A 15,983-nucleotide genomic window follows, 5' to 3' on the forward strand; every position below is an offset into this window, starting at 1 on the left:
ATAGAGCGTGGGATGCCGTCCCTTCTGGGGCCGGTCCACGTGACCTGACTGACGGGCGACCCGAAACCAAAACAACCCAATCCCTGTAAAGCTCCAGCGTCAGCGCCGATAAAAAGGTGCTTGTGAACGATCGAGGAATTAGCGCAAAACTACCCTGTAGCGACGATACCGACGATCCTGCATCTGACGGTTGAGAAATTGGCTCAAAGAGACTAGATTGCTTTCAGAAGGACGGGATTGTTTACAGCTTGCGTCTTCGGACCGGACGGGCGGCCTTTCCTGCGGCAGCAGACCACGAAAACATTCGATTGCATCATTCAGGCGTTATCTCTTTCCCGGGGCCAAGGAGGAAAGTACGAATGAAGTGCATATCTCTTTCGATTATTTGCAACCGGCTTTCCATCGACAACCCTGTTTGCACAGCCGCAAAGCGCGTATTGGGCGACCAAACCACCCCCGCAGCAGTTGCAGCAGCGACAATGCGCCGGTACTTGAAAACGTTGTCACTTAATCGCTGGGCTTCGCCTGCAATCACCGGAGGGCTGCACGCCAGAACTTCATCCTCAAGCGCCGAAACCTCTCAGTGAGCGGTCAGCGAGGTTCAGGGTGATGACGAGTGAAAGCCTGACGACAGATGACCCGTTGGACGGGCAGGATATCGACGAGAACGTTCTGTTGCTTGATCGCGTAGCCGGGGACGCACTATCGGTCGCTAGTCTCAGGTCGCCTTTGACTTCCTATGATTTTTCGACCGCCGGTCTTGCCCGAGGCGACCAGTTTGCCATGTGGCACGACAATTTCGCCCCCATGGTGGAGCTCTCTGAAATTGCTCCAAGGACTGCCACCTTTACCGGCCGACAAAAGCTTTGGGATCTCGGCAGTCTTGTGCTTGCCGAAATCGACACGGACCGCCTCGCTTTCTCAAGCCTGCCCGGACATGTTCGACGTGATCCCGTCGATCATTGGACAATGACCGTCCTGCTGAATGGAAAAACTCACACGCAAACGACCAGAGATGCCTTTAGCGGAGGTCCGGGCGAGGTCCAGATTCATTCTCTCGGTCGCTCATTTGACGGCGTGGTCGCCGAAAGGAGCAAAGTGCTGATTCTCTTCGTGCCCCGCGATCTTTCTTTTGAAATTGCGGCAACGCTTGGTTCGGCAGAGTTTTCGACAATAGCGACAGGGATGGGACGGCTGTTTTCTGACTATTTGGTCGACGTTGCTCACCGTTTGCCGATGCTTGCGCAGGCCGATCTCCCAAGCCTTGCCGGGGCTACCCGGGCGATGATTCTTGCTTGTGTTTCTCCTTCTACTGACCATGCGGACGCGGCTAAAGGCCCTATCGCAAACGTTCTCCGCGAACGAGCCCGCCGGTTGGTGCACGCCCGGCTGCTTGACCCGAAGCTCAGCAGCGAGCTGGTGCGGAAGGAACTCGGCGTTTCCCGAACGCGGCTCTACAACCTTTTCGAGCCCCTCGGCGGAGTGATGCATTACATCCAGCACCGTCGCCTACTCAGCGCTTACGCCGCATTGACCGATCCAAGTGATCGGCGTCTCATTTTTCAGATTGCCGAGGAGCGCGGCTTTAGCGACGGCGCCGAATTTGGGCGGGCGTTCAAGCGGACCTTTGGCTACAGTCCGAGTGAGGTGAGGAATCGCGGCGGCGGTGGAATGCCTCTCCGCTCTGACCTTGCAGACTGCCCGTCGGTGGAACGATTAGGACTGCTTTTGCGACGGTTGCAGGGATAGCAGCCTCGGCAGATCCTGTGGCTGGAAGCGCTCTCTCCTTGTCTAGGGCCAAGAGGCCTTTCCCTGCCGGCTTCTCCAAACCAGGTGCCGAGCAGTTAAGCCAAGACTTTTGCCTCCGCCGCAGCCGCAATAAATGCTTCCCTGGCAATTTCCGGATGTCTGAGATTGTTCACAGCCTCGATACAGCGCCGACGCGCAGCCTCATACTGGGCGCCTTCATGTTGTGGCCACCTGTGCTCCAGATAGTCTATCGCCTCATCGGGTCCGTGAATGAACTCCGGTGACCTTTTTCCAATGCGTATTGCCACGGGCGAGGTCCATTTTGCCTTTCTGATGTCTATTGCGGCACTCATGAGATCCTCCGAGTTTGACCTCCAAACTTCACCCAACCGTCTCGAGCAGGAGATGTTTCCGATTAACTTTGGTCGATGCTTTCCCGACTTTCGCGCAATGGCAAAAACCGCGTACATTTCGCTCATTTTGGTTTTTAATCGAGAGGGAACCTTCCTCTCCTTCCCGTTCCTCCGCAGCGCTCCGTTAGATACGCACAGGCTCATTGCGAACTGGTCTTCCACCCAGTGTAGGTCGTCCACCACCGCAGCGTAAATTTTTCATCCATATTAGGCTCTGACTTTCTGAGGATCGTTGCAACCAACCTCTGCGCGGCGCGTTCCTTCCGTGCGAAATCTGAGGATCCATCAATGAAAATCATCCTGTCTGTTGCGGCCGTAACCATGGCTTTGTCAGCTGGGGCGACCTTTGCCCAGCAGCAAAGCGACGCGCCGTCTCCTGCACCGAGCACTACCACCGGGGCGCCCGGATCCACTCCACCAGCTCAGCAAACAGTGACACCCTCGGATGAGGGCCGCACGCGCGCTGATTGGCGTAGGGAACGGGGTGATCGTCCGTTGGCGCACCCAAGGGCCGCGCGTTTTTACGTCCAGGATGGAGATGTCAAGATCAGCATCAAGTGTGCTGATGACGAACCGACAAAGGTTTGCGCCGACCTCATGTTGCAAGTGCTGGACAGATTAGCGGGGTCGTCATCGTCCGGACGTGATCGTGATCGTGACCACCGCCGGGAAAGTGACCGCGCCAGTGACCGCGATAGTGACAACGATAGTGATGATTAACGGCAAGGCATGTTACAGATCCGAGTCAAAGACCCTCAGCCAGCGTAAATGCGCAAAAGCCGAGCGCAAAAACCCGCCAGCGTTTCGCGCTGGCGGGCTTAAATCTGCTCACGTGGTCGCCTTGGTTGGCTGCCCGTAGCATTGCCAACTAGAAATTAAAATACACGCTCGCACCTGATCTTTGATGATGGGGGTAATAGTCGCGATAGCCGTACCGGGGATAGCCATAGGATCGGGGATAGCCGTAATACCGCGGACGGTAGCACGAGCCGTAATAACGGCAGTCGCGATAAGCGTAGCGCCGGTTCTTCCAGTGGCCATACGCATGTCCATTGGCATGGCCCTTGTATTTGACATGTTCGACGTCGACGGTTTGCAACGGTTCCGCATTCGGCACGACGATCGGCGTGGCGTTCAGCGGCATTGCGAAAGACGCAGCCAGAACCGTGGCTGCAAGTGCGGAAAAAAGCCTCTTCATCATCTGCGCATCCTTTTCAGACTCCCAGTCTGGGTTAATGAGCATTAACCTCCGATGAACGGCCGCTTCTGAAAAAACGGGCCGGAGCGGTGCTTGTGTAGAAGGAACTGGTGACGCAACGGTCACGGGTGTAAATCGCGTTACGTCATGTCGGCCGGCGCATTGTCGCGCTTCGGACTACGGCGATTATCAGACCAAGGACTCTTAATCGTCGCCCCGGCAAACGTCCTATGCCAAAGCCAGTTCATTGCACCTGGCTCCTGGTTGATGTGCCGCGATTTCTTCACGCGACACTCCGATCGTCAGTCCCTCGTCCTTGCGGCCGCTCAGGCGGTAGCGGGTGATGAGGAACTGGGCAATCGCGCCCCACCGATCAAACTGGCGACGACCAACCCAAGTGTCGCGTTGGCAATGCCGACCTCCAGGGCGTTCGTAAGCCCGAAACGGTTTGTGATGATGGGGGCCCAGACGATTGTGGTCCCTTGACCGCCGATGAGAGATGTTGATCCTGCCATCACGATCATTTTTCCGCTGATCCAGAATGCGACTGCCATCGCGTCGGGTTACTTGCTCGGCCTTCCGCCAGGAATGTCATTGTTGCTGAATCCCACTCCCGTTAAGAAATAAAGGAGCGGCATGTCGCGTGCAGCGGGGGTGAAATTTATCTCCACGGCGAAAAACTCGTAGGCAATAAGTGTTGCCGTCGCAGCCAGGAGCCCACCCGTGACTGCCTCTGGAATGCTCCAGTGGGCAAGGGGACGGGGATCATACGGTTTAGATTGGCACAAGCAAAAAAACAAGAATCGCAATTGGGAAGGACAATAGTCCCGGAACACCTATCACCGACATGTGTCGCCCCTACTGATAGCGCGGCCCCCGCCGCGTAAGTGGTTGTAAGAATCACTTTGGCACGCGCTTTTAAGTTCGACCAGCGCAAACAACAAATGTCGACGCGTGCCACGGTCAGAGTCTCGAGGCAACGACAATGGGTTTGATCGGATTGAGACAACGCCTCAGCGATCCCGGTTCTTTCGGCAAGATCCGCTTCGATTTTTGATCGTACCGGATCGCGGCGGCAGTCTTCGTATTTGCTTTACTGGCAGGGGCGCAGCGGTAAATCCGCCGCGCCAAGTCAGTCATTACGACAAGTAATGTGAAGCTTCACCTGCTACAGGCGATCGCGGAGCCTTTCGAACAAATCCCGAATGTCGTCGAGCGTGCGGTCATAGCGTGATTTTTGGGGAACCGGTCTCGCCCCAACGACAAACGCCACCGCGGCGGCTACGGTCGCAACAGCAACAAGACTGGAAACCGGATAGAGCTTCACTGTTGCTTCTGTCTGCCTGGCAGCTTGGCGTGCGCCTCCCTTCACAGCCTGCACGGCATCGGATACCTGCTGGCGGAGTCCTTCCAATTGCTTGCGCAAGGCGCCAATTTCCTCATAAGCGTCAAAGTCTGCACTTGGTGGAATGCCGACCGACGACGTGTTGGTATCGATGATCCCGATTGGCACTGGTTCGCCAATCTTGGCGCTGTCCTGCCCGAGCGTTGTAGTGTCGGTTTTGCGGGGTGGCATGTGCTTCTCCGTTGTGAAATTCATTACTATCAACTGGAGCAGTTCTCGATCGAGGCAAGCCGCAACGGAGCGGCTCCTAGGCAAAACGAAGATCTCGACTTGGACACCCTTTTAAAAAAGACTTTTCTCTCAATGGTAGAAAATGAATTCGGATCGAGAATGCGGCTGCCCTAGGGCTGGTGGTTGACAGCGGCGTCGGCTTTAACCGGCAGGGCAAATCAATTTTCCTGGTGCCAGCAAGGTCTAATTATCCGCTTGCCTATGTTGCTTGCGCGGTGGCAGTTGCCGCTTAGCAGCGCACACGAGCACAAACCTGATTACCTTCAGGGCGCCCGAGATTGACATATGGATCTCGATTTGCATTAGTTCGATCTAAATAACGACATCTTGGGTTCCATCACCTCGCATGGCGGGGTCCTAAGCATCGAGGGAGTCATGGGCATTTTTGACAATGTCATTTCCGGCCTGTCTGCGCTGGAGGCAAGCATTGCTGCGATCAATGCAAAGCCGCTTGAGGCGAAATCGGAACCGGTAACGCATACATTTGCGAGGTTAGTTCCACTGAAAACCAAGAGCGTCGCACGACGCGGTGTAAAGAAGGCAAAGTTGACCTCCAAAACGCTTGCCGCCAACTAGCCCTTAAGCAATCACGGTCGCCGGCAGGGGACATGCGGCCGGCCGCATCAGACGAGTTCCACATTTTCTATCTTGCAAGGGTGCCTGGCCCATGCCGCGGTTCCCGATCACTTGCCAACAACATTGAGATGCCCGCTGCGATCGCGGCAATTAGGGCTGCGGCGAGATAAATCCCGCCAAAACTCTGGGTAGAGGTCTTTATAAGGCCCCCGAGGAAGTTTCCCGTGGTGCCGCCGATTCCTTGGAGCACTGTACAGATGCCCATGACCGTTACAGCGACGTGTGGTCCGGCGCGGTACGCGACATAAGAAGGAAGCAAACCATAGATCGGATAAAAGCCGAGGGAGAAAGACGCCACGGCAATGATGGAAAGTTCTACCGAGGTGTCGATGTGCATGAGAACACCCCCCGCAACAAAGCAAGTGTAACACACGACCATGGCTGACCGCGATCCGAACCGTGACGCTACCGTGCCCAAAACAAATCCAGCTCCTATACCGACTGCTCCGATCGTTGCCCAGAGCACTGAAACGGCACCAACGGTATAACCTCGCTCCTCGCGAAGGAGCGGCGACAGATAGGTCAGATATGGGAAAGGCATGACACCGTTGAGAAAGCCAAGGACGAAGATGAGGAAAACCCAAGGTGTGATCGAGCGCAGTTTCGATGGCCAGCCTGCGAAGCCGTCGGTATTCCGGCTTGGAGGGTCCCCTGACAGACCGGCGCGTTCGAAAAGGATACAGGTGGCGACGGCAAGCGCGATGGAAATCGCTCCGGTTGTGTACCAAGCAATCTGCCAATGGCCGCTCCCAGCGAAGGCTGCAACAAGGGCACTGTTTATGACTACGCCATAGGAGGGCGCACTGGATATCAGGCTCATTACGAAGCCACGGCGATCGGGCTTGACGACCCGGGAGGCGATATCGATCATCGGTACGAACGTCGATGCACCTGTCGAGCCGGCCATCATAAGCAGAGCCGCGAGCACGTAAACATTACTGGCGACTGGAATGCTCAACAGGCATAGCCCACACAGCGTTACCGAACCTACCACCGTTCGCGCCGCGCCGATGCGATGGACGAGCCAAGTGCTGATCAATGCTGACGCTACCGATGAAAGCTGGACAAGTCCGGTCACCGTGCCGACAAATGCGTAGTCAAATGCCAGATCCCTTCTCATGTCGGGGATGATCTGCGGAAACAGGCTCAGGCCGAAACCGTAGCATGTGGCAACGCAAGCGATCATGACGGTAACCAGGAGGCCCTGAAGATGATTGCTCGCCATGACCGGGCCCTGCTTGAACGAAAACTGATCGTACCCGGGAAAACTGGCGTGTGGAAGTTAGACAGTGGCGCATTAGATTTGTCGAATAGGAGCGGCTCATGATAGCCAGTTGTTGTCAGGGCATCATCTACCAAGGGTCGTCCGCGTTGATGTCGGCACGCTGCCCGCAGTCGAGCTCATCAAAATCGAAATGGTCATAGCTTTTTTCTTCCGAGGCGCTTCTTTCGATCCGCCGGCAACAAATCGGGACTTTTGGCGATGTCAGGAATGCAGAGACTGACAACATTGGATCCTCATTTACTCTTGCGGCACGCAAATGAAGTGGAAGACCGTCTTGGCTGGCCAAGGCAAGAGCTATTGGCCTATCAGGAGCGTAAGCTGGCATCGGCGCTCCAGCATGCCGTCGGTTCCTCTCCTTATTATCGCGACACGATCGCCGCGCTCGTAGCGTCTGGCGCTGCACTCGAAGAATTACCCATTCTTACCAAACATGCGCTGATGCAAAACTTTGATCGGGTCGTGACCGATGCGCGGTTGGACCGAGCTTTGCTCGAGCATCATCTTGAGGGCGAAGACCCCGGGGCTCTGCTGTTTGGCGAATTTCGCGTGGCTGCGACGGGTGGAACGACGGGTGAAAAAGGAATTGCAATATTCGATGATCGCGCATGGCTTGAGGCGATCGCAAATACACTACGATTCCAGAAGATCGTAGGGATCGATGAGAAGACTCGTAGCATGGGTATCTTCGCATCGTCCGCGATCCACATTTCCTCTCGTATCGGAGCGGAGGTACGGGCGATCCGTCCACCCGCACCAAGGCTGAATGTCTTGATGCCAATCGAAGATATCGTCGCTCAACTGAATCTGTACAGCCCCGAAGTCGTTTCCACCTATCCTTCGTTCGTGCGAGTGCTCGGCAATGAACAGCGAGCTGGTCGTCTGTCGATCAAGCCGAGATTGATTCGTACGAGCGCGGAAACGCTGTCACAGGACGTACGAGATATCGCGGCCGAGGTGTGGGGAGCGACTGTTGCCAACAGCTATACCTGTACCGAAGTCGGCGCTATGGGGCACGAGTGCGAAATGGCCGACGGCCTTCATCTGGCCGAAGACTCCTTCGTTTTTGAGGTCGTCGACATCAACAATAAACCGGTTCCAAATGGAACCGCCGGTGCAAGGTTGCTCGTCACCACACTTACCAACCGTATCCTGCCCCTGGTTCGCTACGAAATTTCCGACATCGTCACCTTGGCGACCGAGCCCTGTCGGTGCGGTTTGCCACTCTGGCGGATCTCATCGATCGAAGGCCGCCGAGAGGAGATGCTGCAGTTTTCAAGAAAGGGAGGCGGCATCGTTGAGGTCCACGCTCATCGGCTGCGTTCCTCTCTCACGCGGACAGGCGGCGTTCGGCAGTTTCAATTTTCCCAATTGCCCGATGGCCTTGAGATCACGATTTCCCTGTTTGCTGATTTCGACCATCGGATGGTTGCCCAATCAGTTGAGGACTCTCTTCGAGAAACATTGGCGAACGCTGGCGCCGAGCCCCGTCGGATTGTTGTCAGGGCGGTTCAGTCGATCGAGCGCAATGGGCCTGGCGCCAAGGAGAGGCTAGTGGTGGCACGAGCTCCATAAGGAGGTGCCGGATATCGGCAGGTACATGAAAGACACAAGCACCAAGCGAGTTCCCCAGCCGGTCAGCACCCCTATATTGATTTGCCTAGCCTCTTTATCGCAGCTTCAAGCGGACGCTGCCCATCGCAGTAGTCCTTCCACGCTGAACTCTTCTTGATGAGCTCAGGGACCGTCCGCACTGTGAAACGCTTTGGGTCTAGATCGGATTTGACTTGCGCCCAGGTTAACGGCATGGAAACGGTTGCACCGGGCCGTACACGTGGCGACAATGGGCCGACCGCTGTCGCCATGCGGTCATTGCGGAGATAGTCGAGAAAAATACGCCCGTTCCTCAGGCTTTTCGTCATCTTGATCAGATAAAGATCCGGGTTGTCTCGAGCCAATTGCTGACAGACGTCATGCGCGAATTTTTTGGCCTCGCCCCACGAGAGCGGCTTGCGCTTATTGACGGCGAGCGGCGTGACCACATGCAATCCCTTTCCGCCCGTGGTTTTGCAGAAGCTGATAAGCCCGAGTTCTTCAAGGCGGTCGCGCATTTCGCGGGCAGCGGCCACGACGGTTGAAAACGGCACATCCGGTCCGGGATCCAGATCAAACACCAGACGACCAGGGACCTCCGGTCGGTACGGTTCGCAGTTCCATGGATGCAGTTCGACACCACCAATCTGCGCGATCGCCGCGAGGCCTTCGACTCGGTCGACTTGGAGGTATGGCTTCTTGTCGCCAAAAACCTTCACCAGCTCAAGCAGGTTCGAAGTCCCAGGCATTGCGTGGCGTTGGAAAAACTGTTCACCACCTATGCCATCTGGTGTGCGAATGATCGAACATGGCCTGCCCTTTATGTGATCGATCAGCCACCCGCCAACAGATTCATGATAGTGGGCCAGATCTTCCTTTGTAACCGGCTGGCCATCGCCTGCGTTGGGCCATAGCGGTTTGTCCGGATGAGAAATCAAGACACCCATCACCTCGGCCTTGGCTCCGCCTCGACGGGCCGTCCGCGTTTTCGCTGCCGGTTGCGGCTCGGGTGTTTCCGTCCGTTCCGGCGAAGCGGCGTTTTCCGCTTGGACCTCGATTGCCGGTTTGTCTTCGCGCAGACCCTTGAAGGAGGCCTGTCGAACAAGTCCGTCGGATGTCCAGCCGGCGAATTCGATCTCGGCAACGAGTTCCGGTTTTAGCCAGACCACTCCACTTTCGATCTTGGGCGCACCCAGGCCGGTAAACAGCGATTTCGATACCGTCTCGACCGCCTTCAGCTTCGTCATGAGAGCATCAACCGTTTTTGCGCCGTAACCGGTCCCTACCCGTCCAACGTATACAAAGTGCTCCTCCCGGTAGACGCCGACAAGCAAGGACCTAAATCTGCCGTTGGTAGTAGCGTAACCGCCGATGACAACTTCGTGGCCGGCCCGGCATTTGGATTTTGCCCAGGTATCGCTGCGTCCAGACCGATAAGGCGCATCCCGCTGCTTCGAAACAATACCTTCCAAAGACAATTTACAGGCGGAACGCAGCACGGCGTCGCCGCCCGTCTCGAAGTGCTCAACGAAACGCAGGCGGGGGTCTTTGCCAATCACACTTAGAAGAGCCTGCAAACGCTCCTTGCGCTCGACGAGGGGCGTCGAACGCAGATCGTCTCCTCCGTCAAAAAGGAGATCGAAGGCGAAATAGACCAGATTGCCGGTTTTTCCCTCCGACAAGGCGGCCTGCAGAGCAGCAAAGTCCGGAGCGCCGTTTTCGTCAAGCGCGCAGATCTCGCCGTCGAGAATGCAGTCAGGAAGTTCAGACGCCGCCATGGCAATCTCCGAATATTTGGCAGTCCAGTCGAGACCCTTTCGCGTCTTAAGGGTAACAGCGCCGGCCGCCACCCGTATCTGGATCCGGTAGCCATCGAACTTGATCTCGTGGAGCCAATTGTTGCCTGCGGGCGGCCTTGCCAATGTTTCGCAGAGCTGAGGCGCGATGAACTCGGGCAAGTCAGCACCCGATGCCTGTCGTCCGCCGCCGCCTTTCTTTCTTCGGTCGTCCGCTGCGAGCCCATGCTTGCTATCCCAGACAGCATCGGCTTCTACGGCGGCACTGGCCAACATGAACGGCTTGGGTTTGCGGCCTTTGCCATCCGCAATCTGCTCCATCGTCCGACCGGATGCCACGGACGTTGCGTTTTCCTCAAGGATAGCTTCCCCTTTCTCTTCGACCGAATAATCGTCATGGTGTTTGATCAGGAGCCAGTTCGTCCTTTTTCCGCCATCGCGGTCGTTTCGCATTCTCACCAGCACAAAACTGCCGTGAAGGCGCTTGCCGTATAACGTGAATTTGAAATCCCCTTTCTTCAGGGCGTCGTGTGGAGATTTGTTTCCCTCGGGCTCCCAGAAACCACGGTCCCATAGCATCACGGTGCCACCCCCATATTGGCCCTTGGGGATGGTGCCCTCAAAATCACCGTAGTCGAGGGGATGATCTTCGACTTCAACCGCCAACCTTTTATCATGCGGGTCCAGAGATGGACCCTTCGTGACGGCCCACGATTTGAAGACACCGTCAAGCTCCAGTCGCAGATCATAATGGAGTCGGGTCGCGTCATGCTTCTGGATCACAAAACGCAAGCGATTTGATGCCTCGACGAGATTTTTTCCGCTCGGCTCCTTCGTCTTCTGAAAATCACGCTTGGCACGGTATGTCGACAGCGTATCGGCCATGTTGAAATCCCTTCAATCGCGAACGGCCTGTTTGTTGCTCATGACTGTCATCGGTCTCCTGATCAGTCTTGTCGTGAGAAACAACGCCCGCAGTGACAATGAGTTTCCTGAGGCTGGAAGATGTCGCCATTTGGCTCTTGGACTCCATTGATGGGCAAACGCCGGGCAATTGAGGTTCCCGGCTGAAATTGAGCAGTCCCGGTTCGTTTCAGTTGCCTCGGAGGGACGGGGCACCGTGTGCCCCAAACTGTCATCTCCCGCGAACCCACCTCACGTCAGTCACCGGAACTGTGAAGGGCCTGCGGAGTTTTGTGGAAGTTCTATTCGGAAAGGCGACGAGGATTAAAGACAATGACGGAAGGAATGGCACGGCTAAAGGGATCATGTCGATGCGGGCGCATTACCTACAGCCTTGAGGGCGAGCCGACCCGTATTGGGATCTGCCACTGTACGGATTGTCGGCAGGAAAGCGGTTCGGCCTTTACGTTCTTCGGCGTCTGGCCTGCGTCTTCCTTTTCCACCTCTGGCGAGACCGACGTTCACAACGGCCGAAGGTTTTGTCCGACGTGTGGAAGCAGGATGTTTGCCTGCACTGATGATGAAGCAGAGATAAAACTCGGGACCTTAACAGACGCGCCGACTGCACTGGTGCCGACCTACGAGCTTTGGGTTAAAAGGCGAGAGAAGTGGCTCTCGCCGGTGGAAGGAGCCGATCAGTATGTCGAGGACAGACGGTCTGGTTGAAGGATTCTGACGCCTATTCGTTCAAAGGATAATGTGCTGCTTGGGTTTCCCCACAAGGAACTGTTCGGAATGATCTGAGGGGGATTGGACTGTGATTGGCCTTGGCCTGGCACCCGAATGGATCCGGTGACGAGGACTGACCTGCGGCACAAACCGGTCGAAAGGGATTCTTTCGGCCGGTTCGATGGACGCAGTCTGCCACCAGCAACTTCGTGCCCAAACAATTTGAGCGCGGGCCGAGCGTCAGTTAAATCACTGGATCTTTTCGGTCCCGCTCGGCGAATTGATCATCGTCTTGCCTCCGCCATTTCCGGTTGCGGTCGGGTCCCGGTCGATGGCTTGAGGGGGCCTTGAGCCTCCACCTGCGGGGTTGTCGTCAAACGTGCCCTTTCTGGACGGCTGTGCGTTGATCGGATCGTTCGAGGTCGATGCCGTCGGTTGCCGATCGGCGTCGATACTTTCGCCCCACCATTCCGCTGCGCTCCAGGCAACAAAAGCAAGGACCAGACCGCATACCAGAACCACAAGGACGGGTTTTCCGTAGCTTCCTTGCCTGGCCTCCGTCGCCGTCTCGGTGACCGTGTCCCTTCCGCCGCTATCCGTTTTCATTGAAATCTCCTCCGATCCGATGAACTGGTAACCCTTGGAGAGATCAGATGTTCCTTCTTGCACAACGCGGTTTTTCGCTCCGTATAGCAGATAATTCCGCGGCTCGGACTGGTTCGCCCCAACCTCGCACAAGCTCCTTACCGGCTGTCGAGGTCCAGCAGTTTCTTCAGAAGGGCCATACGATCCTCACCAGACTTGGTCTGCTCCTCAAAGATGAGCCTTCCATCCCGGACAAAACTGGGAAGCACTCGATCGAAATGCTTCTTGGCGCGTTGAGAAACCTTCCGACCGAAGGTGAACGCGAGCCCCCGAGGGCCGCCTTCGACGCTGCTGATGCCAAGCATCCGCGCCGCTAGCCTGACGCGCGCGAGGCGCAACAAAACGGCCACACTTGCTGGGAGTTCGCCGAAGCGGTCCTCGAACTCTTCCACGAGTTCCTCGATCTGGTCCCTTGAGGCCGCCCGCAACAATCGTGAATAAAGGCCGAGCCTCACTCCGGCGTCGCCGACATAGTCAGTCGGAATGGTGCCCGAGATTCCGAGATTGACTGTGGTCGAAGACTGGCTGCCCTCTTTCTTTCCTGAGACCGCGCGTTCCAACAGATCCTGGTAAAGGGTGATGCCGATGACCTTTAGATGTCCCGACTGCTTTCGGCCTTCGATCTCGCCGCCGCCCCTGAGCTCCAGATCATCCATACTGATCGAGAAGCCGTCACCAAGACGGTCATTGTTCACGATGGTCGATAGCCGCGATCGGGTAGCATCAGCTAGCTCCGCGTCGGGCGGAAGGACCAGGTAGCACATGCCCTGAACCCTGGACCGCCCAACGCGTCCACGCAATTGATGAAGTTGCGCAAGTCCGAACCGGTCGGCTCGCCACACGAACATGGTGTTGGCGCGCGGGACATCTAGCCCACTTTCAATTATATTGGTCGACAGGAGGACGTCACCGTCACCGTCTGCAAAATTCACCATGATTTCATCCATCTCGGCGGCCTGCATTTTTCCATGCGCAACCCGGATGGCAAGTTCAGGTACGATATCGGCAAGAGTTGCACGCAGTTCCTCGATGTCGTCGATTTGGGGCGTTACAAAGAAACTCTGGCCGCCTCTGCGATATTCGCGAAGAAGGGCGACGCGAACGGAGCCCTTGTCAAAATCAGTCAATACTGTCCTCGCCGGCCTTCGTTCTGCCGGTGGGGCCGTCAGCATACTTGTGTCCTGGATGCCGATCAGGGCGCTCTGGAGGGTCCTTGGTATCGGCGTAGCCGACATCATCAGGGTGTGTGTGCCGGGCGCCAGCTGTTGCAGTGCCTGTTTGTCCCGGACCCCAAAACGGTGCTCTTCGTCAATGACCAACAACCACAGCCGAGACGGGGAAATGTCCTTGGCCAATATAGCCTGTGTAGCAACGACGACGCTGATGTCGCCGGTTTCTAAGCCCACCCTAACGCGTTCCGCCTCCTTGGACGAGACAACGCGTGATAACATCGCAACTTCTATTCCCGTCCCGGCAAATCGTTTGCTGAAAGTCACAAAGTGTTGTCTCGTCAGGACCGTCGTTGGCGACACCACAATGACTTGTCCCCCAGCAAATGCGACTGCCGCCGCAGCTCGAAGCGCCACTTCAGTCTTTCCGAAGCCCACATCGCCGCAGACGAGTCTGTTCATTACCCTTCCGGAAGCAAGGTCGGTCTTGACGGCATCGATAGCCGCAGCCTGGTCGGGCGTTTCTCCATAGGGAAAACGGGAAACGAATTTTGCGTAAGGACCCCGAGGCGGTTCTATCACCTTCGCGGGAAAGGTCTGGCGCAATTCGGCGGCCTTCTTCAGATGCCGAGCCGCGTCGCGGATGTCTTTGTCCACCACTGCACGTTTCTTTTTCCACCCATCAGTGTGGAGCCGATCGAGGCTGATAGCTTCCGGATTGGAGCCATACCTCCAGATCTTGCCGAAGTCTTCCATTGGCACAAGGATCGACGCGTCACCATGATAGATGAGGCGCGCCGCATCGCGCATTTCGCCTTCAACCTCGACTGTTTCCAATCCTTCCAGTCTGCCTATCCCGTGCTCTTCATGAACGACCAGATCACCCAGTTTCAGCTCTGGCTCAGCGGGGGTAATGCTCGACGAGAGCTCCGTCGGAACGGCCCGGCCGAGGAAATCGGAAGATCCGAGCAAGGCAAAACGACGTCTTCGATCGATGAAGCCATGATGCAAGCCGCAGGAGAGCCTCAACAGGCTTCCCGGCGCAGCGCCATAGCCGTCAAACCAGTTTTCAATGGGCGTAATGCTGAAGCGAGCTCTTTGCACAAAACGCTGGATGGAGTGTTCGACATCGACTGTCTCTCCTGCCAGAACCACACTCCATCCCGAACGAATACAATCCCCAACGAAGGCCTGGAGTGCTCTGCCTGGACTGGCAGCTTGCCTGAACTCAGGCAGTTCTACTGCTTCGGTCGTGTCTATTGTAAACGAGCGCAGTTGACCGATGCACGACGTCCATGTCGCTTCATCGATATAAAGCGACTGCTCGAGCGCTCGCCCACCGAATGCCACATGCGCATGATGAGCGTCGGCAATGAATTCAAGATAACCCGGCAATCGACGAAACGTTTCCTTGGGGACGGCTATTCTGGCGCCTCCCAGAAAATCAAATGCATTTGGAAGTTCGCCGTAAAGTCGAAATAGGCGGTGGTAAGTGGCAGCTGCCGTATTGGCCGGGTTCCCTTCCCCTTCCTCCGGGGCGGAAACAGCCTCCGACGCAGGTCCAACAACCATCTCCTCCAAGGCCTTCTGCTTCCTCTGGCTGGACGGATCGTAAAGCCAAAGTTCCGATATCAAACCATCGCGCAAGTTAATGCGCACCGGGAAGCGACCACCTGCTGGGAAGATGTCCACAAGACCGTCGCGAAAGGCAAATTCCCCAGGCTCGTCGACGTTACCGTCCTCGATATATCCAGTACGATCCGCAAAGCTCATAAAGGCGTCGGTGTCAAAGCTTTCGCCGATGGCAAGGCGATACCAGCTGCTTCGGATGACGTCGAGCGGTGGTACCTTTTGCAGCATCGCTTCCAACGCCGTTACGAGAAGCTTCGGCTCTGCCGAATCCTCCAACCACACCCTGACGGCATCCATGCGCCGGCCCATACAATGTTTTGACGGTGGAACCCGATCGTAAGGCAGGCAGTCCCATGGTGGAAGGACAATGGCTGGAGCAACCGGGCTCAGCTCCAAGAGCGCCTGTCCAATTTTAGTCGCCGACAACTCACTGGGAGCAACATAAACAAGATCGTGCCTGGTTTCCTGCAGTTCTCTTAAAAGGCTAGCTGCCACGAAAGCTGCGGGTGCAGGGCTGTCAGCGTCGGAGACGCCGCCGGCGGCGACGGTAATTGGTGGGTCAACGTCAATCAACTATGCATTCCAATCACATGTCATTGAGG

The 15,983-nt window shown here is 56.4% G+C and carries 11 protein-coding genes and 1 pseudogene; 4 read left to right on the plus strand and 8 right to left on the minus strand.

Annotation, left to right across the window (positions count from 1 at the left end; translation table 11 throughout):
• Positions 1–969 precede the first annotated feature (969 nt).
• A complete protein-coding gene (locus RGCCGE502_RS17805; RefSeq protein WP_341875037.1) occupies positions 970–1,749 on the plus strand; it encodes a helix-turn-helix domain-containing protein in 780 nt (259 codons plus the stop codon).
• A gap of 95 nt (positions 1,750–1,844) precedes the next feature.
• On the opposite strand, the gene RGCCGE502_RS17810 is transcribed toward RGCCGE502_RS17805, so the two are convergent.
• The 4 genes and pseudogenes from RGCCGE502_RS17810 to RGCCGE502_RS17830 form a co-directional block, all read right to left on the minus strand.
• The gene (locus RGCCGE502_RS17810) at positions 1,845–2,102 is read right to left on the minus strand and encodes a DUF982 domain-containing protein (protein WP_040674961.1); all 258 of its coding nucleotides are present in this window, start codon (positions 2,100–2,102) and stop codon (positions 1,845–1,847) included.
• 928 nt (positions 2,103–3,030) lie between these two features.
• Complete coding sequence (locus tag RGCCGE502_RS17820; RefSeq protein WP_040674965.1) at positions 3,031–3,360, minus strand: hypothetical protein; 330 nt, start codon at positions 3,358–3,360, stop codon at positions 3,031–3,033.
• A 267-nt stretch (positions 3,361–3,627) separates the two neighbouring features.
• A pseudogene (locus tag RGCCGE502_RS35430) lies at positions 3,628–4,209 on the minus strand (sodium/glutamate symporter); the annotation flags it as partial.
• A 319-nt stretch (positions 4,210–4,528) separates the two neighbouring features.
• Positions 4,529–4,936 (minus strand): hypothetical protein, encoded by a 408-nt coding sequence (locus RGCCGE502_RS17830; protein ID WP_016555582.1) that lies wholly within the window; start codon positions 4,934–4,936, stop codon positions 4,529–4,531.
• Between the two features lie 435 nt (positions 4,937–5,371).
• Between RGCCGE502_RS17830 and RGCCGE502_RS17835 the strand changes: the two genes are divergently transcribed.
• On the plus strand, positions 5,372–5,572 hold the full coding sequence (locus RGCCGE502_RS17835; RefSeq protein WP_016555583.1) for a hypothetical protein: 201 nt from the start codon (positions 5,372–5,374) through the stop codon (positions 5,570–5,572).
• Positions 5,573–5,639: 67 nt separating this feature from the next.
• Here RGCCGE502_RS17835 and RGCCGE502_RS17840 read toward each other — a convergent pair whose 3' ends face one another.
• On the minus strand, positions 5,640–6,857 hold the full coding sequence (locus RGCCGE502_RS17840; protein WP_016555584.1) for an MFS transporter: 1,218 nt from the start codon (positions 6,855–6,857) through the stop codon (positions 5,640–5,642).
• Positions 6,858–7,178: 321 nt separating this feature from the next.
• Between RGCCGE502_RS17840 and RGCCGE502_RS17845 the strand changes: the two genes are divergently transcribed.
• Complete coding sequence (locus RGCCGE502_RS17845) at positions 7,179–8,489, plus strand: phenylacetate--CoA ligase family protein (RefSeq protein WP_141652367.1); 1,311 nt, start codon at positions 7,179–7,181, stop codon at positions 8,487–8,489.
• 71 nt (positions 8,490–8,560) lie between these two features.
• Here RGCCGE502_RS17845 and ligD read toward each other — a convergent pair whose 3' ends face one another.
• Entirely contained in the window at positions 8,561–11,188 is a 2,628-nt protein-coding gene (gene ligD / locus RGCCGE502_RS17850) for a DNA ligase D (protein WP_016555586.1), read from the minus strand.
• Between the two features lie 363 nt (positions 11,189–11,551).
• Here ligD and RGCCGE502_RS17855 point away from each other — a divergent pair, with 363 nt between their 5' ends.
• Positions 11,552–11,932 carry a GFA family protein gene (locus tag RGCCGE502_RS17855; protein ID WP_016555587.1) on the plus strand — a complete coding sequence of 127 codons (381 nt, stop codon included), beginning with the start codon at positions 11,552–11,554 and terminating at the stop codon, positions 11,930–11,932.
• A 252-nt stretch (positions 11,933–12,184) separates the two neighbouring features.
• On the opposite strand, the gene RGCCGE502_RS17860 is transcribed toward RGCCGE502_RS17855, so the two are convergent.
• Both RGCCGE502_RS17860 and RGCCGE502_RS17865 read right to left on the minus strand, forming a co-directional pair.
• Positions 12,185–12,541 (minus strand): hypothetical protein, encoded by a 357-nt coding sequence (locus tag RGCCGE502_RS17860; protein ID WP_016555588.1) that lies wholly within the window; start codon positions 12,539–12,541, stop codon positions 12,185–12,187.
• Between the two features lie 137 nt (positions 12,542–12,678).
• On the minus strand, positions 12,679–15,678 hold the full coding sequence (locus tag RGCCGE502_RS17865; protein WP_016555589.1) for a DEAD/DEAH box helicase: 3,000 nt from the start codon (positions 15,676–15,678) through the stop codon (positions 12,679–12,681).
• Positions 15,679–15,983 lie beyond the last annotated feature (305 nt).

The sequence above is a fragment of the Rhizobium grahamii CCGE 502 genome (assembly GCF_000298315.2).
Taxonomy (GTDB): domain Bacteria; phylum Pseudomonadota; class Alphaproteobacteria; order Rhizobiales; family Rhizobiaceae; genus Rhizobium; species Rhizobium grahamii.